Genomic DNA, 4,619 nt, shown 5'->3' on the forward strand with positions numbered 1-4,619 from the left:
GCGCAGGAGTCGGCGACGCCGGCCCCCGTCCCGGCCGCGGCCCCGGCTCCGGCCGCCCCCACCGCGGCCGCACCTGCAGCCGCGGCACCCGCCGCTGCGGCGCCGTCCGTGTCGGGCAGCTACCTGACCCCGCTCGTGCGCAAGCTCGCCGCGGACAAGGGCGTCGACGTCGCCACGCTCACGGGCACCGGCGTCGGCGGTCGCATCCGCAAGGAGGACGTGCTCGAGGCCGCCGCGAAGGCCGAGGAGGCGAAGAAGGCCGCCACGGCCCCCGCCGCGTCGGCTCCGGCTGCCCCGGCCGCCAAGGCGCCGTCGGTCCCGTCGGTCTCGCCGCTGCGCGGCACGACCGAGAAGGCCAGCCGGCTGCGTCAGATCATCGCCGAGCGGATGGTCGAGGCCCTGCACACGCAGGCGCAGCTCACCACCGTCGTCGAGGTCGACGTCACCAAGGTCGCCCGCCTGCGCACCCGCGCCAAGGACGACTTCAAGGCGCGCGAGGGCGTCAACCTCACGTTCCTGCCGTTCTTCGTGCAGGCCGCGGTCGAGTCCCTCAAGGCGTTCCCGAAGATCAACGGCGTCCTCGAGGGCAACCAGATCACCTACCACGGGCAGGAGAACGTCGCGATCGCGGTCGACACCGAGCGCGGCCTGCTCACGCCGGTGATCCGCGACGCGGGCGACCTCAACCTCGCCGGCATCGCGCGCAAGATCGCCGACCTCGCATCCCGCACGCGCGCCAACAAGGTCACGCCCGACGAGCTGTCCGGCGCGACCTTCACCGTGACGAACACCGGCTCGGGCGGTGCGCTCATCGACACGCCGATCGTCCCGACCGGCACCTCGGCCATCCTCGGCACCGGCGCGATCGTCAAGCGCCCGGTCGTCGTCAAGGGCGAGGACGGCGAGGAGGTCATCGCCATCCGGTCGATGTGCTACCTGTGCCTGTCGTACGACCACCGGCTCGTCGACGGCGCGGACGCGTCGCGCTACCTCTCCGCGGTCAAGGCCCGCATCGAGGAGGGCGCGTTCGAGTCCGAGGTCGGCATCTGACGAGCTCGCACCGACGACGGCCCGGGTCCCCGCGGACCCGGGCCGTCCTGCGTCCGGGGCCGCGTGGCGTTGCCCGAGCACTCCCCGGCACCCGCTCGGCACTCCCCGGCGCTCGCCCTTAGCCGGCCAGGCGCCTGGGACGGCGGCGGTGCCGACGCGACCCTAGGGTGGCCGTCATGCACGTCGTCGTCGCGGGTTCGAGCGGGTTCATCGGCAGCGCCCTGGTCCCCGCGCTGCGCGGGCACGGCCACACGGTGCGGCTGCTCGTGCGCCGCCCCGTGCAGCGCGCCGACGAGATCCGCTGGGACCCGGCCGAGGGCCGCCTCGACCCGGACGACCTCGCCGGCGTGGACGCGGTCGTCGACCTCGCGGGCGTCAACGCCGCCTCCCGACCCCTCACCCCCGCGCGCAAGCGGGAGGTCGTAGCGTCCCGCGTCGACTCCGCCGGGCTGCTCGCACGCACGCTCGCCGCGGAGACCGGCGTGGGTGCGGGCGGCAGGCCCCGGATCCTGCTCCAGGCGTCGGGCATCGGGGCGTACGGGGACCGCGGGGACGACGTGCTCGACGAGCAGGAGCCGATCGGCGACACGTTCTTCGCGGGGGTCGTGCGGCAGTGGGAGGCCGCGACCGCTCCGGCAGCGGACGCCGGCGTCCGCGTGGCGCTGCTGCGCACCGGCATCGTCCTCGGACCGTCGGGCGGCGCGCTCGGTCGTCTCCTCCCCCTCGTCCGCCTCGGGGTCGGGGGGCGCCTCGGCTCGGGCCGGCAGCTGTGGCCCTGGATCACGCTCGTCGACGAGGTGCGGGCGATCGAGCACCTGCTCACGACGCCCGTGCACGGCCCGGTGAACCTCGTCACCCGCGCGGACCGCAACGTCGACGTCATCCGCGCGCTCGCCGACGCGTTCGGGCGTCCCGCGGCGGTCCCCGTCCCCGCGTGGGCGCTGCGCACGGTGCTCGGCGACTTCTCCTCCGAGGTGCTCGGCTCGATCGGCGCCGTGCCCGCGGTCCTCGCGGCCAGCGGCTTCCGGCCGGTCCACGCCGACCTGCCGTCCGCGGCGAGGTGGGTCGCCTCGGGCGTCTGACGCGTCTCACGCGTCTCGTGCGCGTCCCGCCGTGTCCGGCGCGTGGCGCGCCTACCCGTGCCGAGCCGTCACGCGGCGATCACGTCCCACACCCGCCAGCCGTCGTCGGTCCAGCGCAGCACCAGGACGACGGTCCTCGTGCCGGTCGCGGGCACGTCCACCGCCGCACCGCCGTCGGCGGGCAGGCGCCGGTGCGCCGACATCGCCGACGCCACCCGGACCGCGACGTCCGGCCCCGCCGCCGATCGGGTCGGCGGTCCCGACGGGGCGGGTCCCGGATCCGCACCGGCACCAGCACGCGAACCGACCCCGGTGCCGGTGTCTGCGCCGCTGTCGGTGGACGCGACGCGCTCCGCGTGCGCGACGTCGACCACCAGCCCGTCCAGTCGGGCTCCCTCCAGGGCGCCGACGAGCGCGGCGTCGGCGCGGTGCGCGGGCCCGTCGACGACCTCCACCTGGCCGAGCAGCGTCGGGTCGCCGGTCGCGACGACCTCGGCGCGTCGCACGGTGAGGGCGACGGCGGCGTCGACCGGGTCGGGGCGGGCGGGCGTCCCGGTGGCCGGTCCCGGGCGGTCGTGCAGCAGCCCCACGGTGACCGCTCCGGCGACGAGCACCCCCGCGACCCCGGCGGCGACGAGCAGGCCCGGACGTCGGCGCCCTCCACGACGCCGTCGACGGATCGCCGGTACGGCCGCGCCCGCGTCGTGCCGTGCGACGTCGAGGGCAGCCCGTGCGCCCGCGTCGGGCAGCCGGACGGGCTCGGGCTCGGCGACGGCGAAGCAGCGGCCGACGAGCCCGTCGGCGTCGAGCGCCACCGTCGAGACGGCGTCCTCCAGGGTGTCGCGCAGCGTCGGTCCGGGCGCGGCGGCGAGCAGGTGCACGTCGGCGTCGGGCACCTGCGCGAGCACCGTGGCGACGAGGCGTCGGACGTCGCCGTCGGGCGTCCCGGTCCCGACGAGGACGCCGCGCAGGTCGACGAGCGCGGGGCGACCCTCGGGCCCGACGACGACCGTCGCGGGGCTGACCGCGCCGTGCGCGAGGCCCGCCGCGTGCAGGGCACCGAGTGCCGACGCGACCGGGATGGCGACGGTCGCCGCCTCACCGTCGGACAGGGGCGCGCGCTGGGTGCGCAGCTCGGCGAGGGTGGGCCCGGGGACGTGCTCGACGACGAGCGCGGTCCGGCCCGGCCCGATCTCCACGACGTCGTGCACCCGCGGCAGGTGCTCGTGCTGCAGGAGCCGCAGGCGTTCGGCGCGCGCGGCGACGACGTCGTCGAGGACCGTGGCGACGACGTGCACCTCGAGCCGCCGGTCGGTGCCGTCGGTCGCGGCGGCGAGCCAGCCGGTGCCGTCGGGACCGGCCGGCGCCGTCACGCGGAACGCGGACCCGTCGAGCAGCGCGCGGACGTCGGCGGGCACGAGGAAGGCGTCCATGGCCCCATGCAAGCGCGCGCACGTGCGCGCTCGTCAGGCCCGTCCACAGGTGACGCCGAGGCGGGCTGTCGGGGCCGGCCGGTCAGAGCCGGACGACGGTCCCCTCCGCGGCCGACTGCCGTGCGGCGTCGAGCACGCGGGCGGTGCGGACGGCGTCGGCGGGGTCGACGGGCGGCGGCCCGCCGTCGAGCACCCACCGCACGACCTCCCGGTACAGGTCGACGTGCCCGCCCGCGGGCATCGGGACGGGCTCGCGCGTCGCCCCGCGCACGAGCCAGCCCTCGTGCGCGGGCTCGCCGGGTCGTCGGCCCTCCTCGTAGGCGTCGTCGAGGACGGCGAACGGCGTGGGCTCGCCCTCGAAGCTCGTGACGAGGAAGGCGGCCTGGTCGCCGAGCACCCGGGTGCGCGGCCCGGGGGCGCCGACGACGGACCCGGCCTGCAGGTGGCTGACGACGCCGGGCGTGCCGTCGTGGCCGTCGGCGTGGACGAGCGCGAGGAAGACGTCGTCGACCGCGGGCGTGGAGCGGGCGGCGAGCTCGGCGTACACGGACCGGACGGGCCCGAAGAGCTGCACGGCCGAGTCGACGAGGTGCGCGCCCAGGTCGAGCAGCAGGCCGCCCGAGGTCGGGTCGTTCTCCTTCCAGCGGTCCTGCGGCACGGGGCGGAACCTCTCCCAGCGTCGCTCGAACCGGTGCACACGGCCGAGGGTGCCCGCCTCGAGCAGGCCCCGCAGCGCGAGCTGCTCGGTGTCCCACCGCCGGTTCTGGAAGACCGTGAGCCGTCCCCCGGCGTGCAGCGACGCGTCGACGAGGCGCTCGGCCTCGGCGGTGCTCGTCGCGAGGGGCTTGTCCACGAGGACGTGCACGCCTGCGGCGAGCGCGGCCAGCACGTGCGCGGCGTGCTCACCGGTGGGGCTCGCCACGACGACCAGGTCGAGCTCGCCGACGTGCCGCAGGAGCGCGTCGACGTCCGGCACGACGACCGCGCCCGGCCAGTCCTGCTCGACCTGTGCCGCGCGGCTGCGGGTCACGACGTGCGTGACCCGCTGCCGCGC

4 protein-coding genes are annotated in these 4,619 nt (G+C 77.0%); 2 read left to right on the plus strand and 2 right to left on the minus strand.

Features of this window, described 5'->3' with window-relative positions:
- Both sucB and CBZ_RS18770 read left to right on the plus strand, forming a co-directional pair.
- On the plus strand, window positions 1–1,050 hold a 1,050-nt coding region (gene sucB / locus CBZ_RS18765; RefSeq protein ID WP_130782979.1), incomplete at its 5' end, for a 2-oxoglutarate dehydrogenase, E2 component, dihydrolipoamide succinyltransferase.
- Window positions 1,051–1,226: 176 nt separating this feature from the next.
- Complete coding sequence (locus tag CBZ_RS18770; protein WP_130782980.1) at window positions 1,227–2,132, plus strand: TIGR01777 family oxidoreductase; 906 nt, start codon at window positions 1,227–1,229, stop codon at window positions 2,130–2,132.
- A gap of 68 nt (window positions 2,133–2,200) precedes the next feature.
- Here the strand turns inward: CBZ_RS18770 and CBZ_RS18775 are convergent, their stop codons facing one another.
- Entirely contained in the window at window positions 2,201–3,565 is a 1,365-nt protein-coding gene (locus CBZ_RS18775; RefSeq protein WP_130782981.1) for a protein kinase family protein, read from the minus strand.
- Between the two features lie 82 nt (window positions 3,566–3,647).
- Window positions 3,648–4,619 (minus strand): Gfo/Idh/MocA family protein (locus tag CBZ_RS18780; RefSeq protein ID WP_246013545.1); only part of this gene is annotated, 972 nt, incomplete at its 5' end.

The sequence above is a fragment of the Cellulomonas biazotea genome (assembly GCF_004306155.1).
Classification (GTDB): Bacteria; Actinomycetota; Actinomycetes; order Actinomycetales; family Cellulomonadaceae; genus Cellulomonas; species Cellulomonas biazotea.

Coding starts and splice junctions, on each gene's coding strand:
- CBZ_RS18770 (WP_130782980.1), top strand. CDS start 1,227: ATGCACGTCGTCGTCGCGGGTTCGAGCGGGTTCATCGGCAGCGCCCTG.
- CBZ_RS18775 (WP_130782981.1), bottom strand. CDS start 3,565: ATGGACGCCTTCCTCGTGCCCGCCGACGTCCGCGCGCTGCTCGACGGG.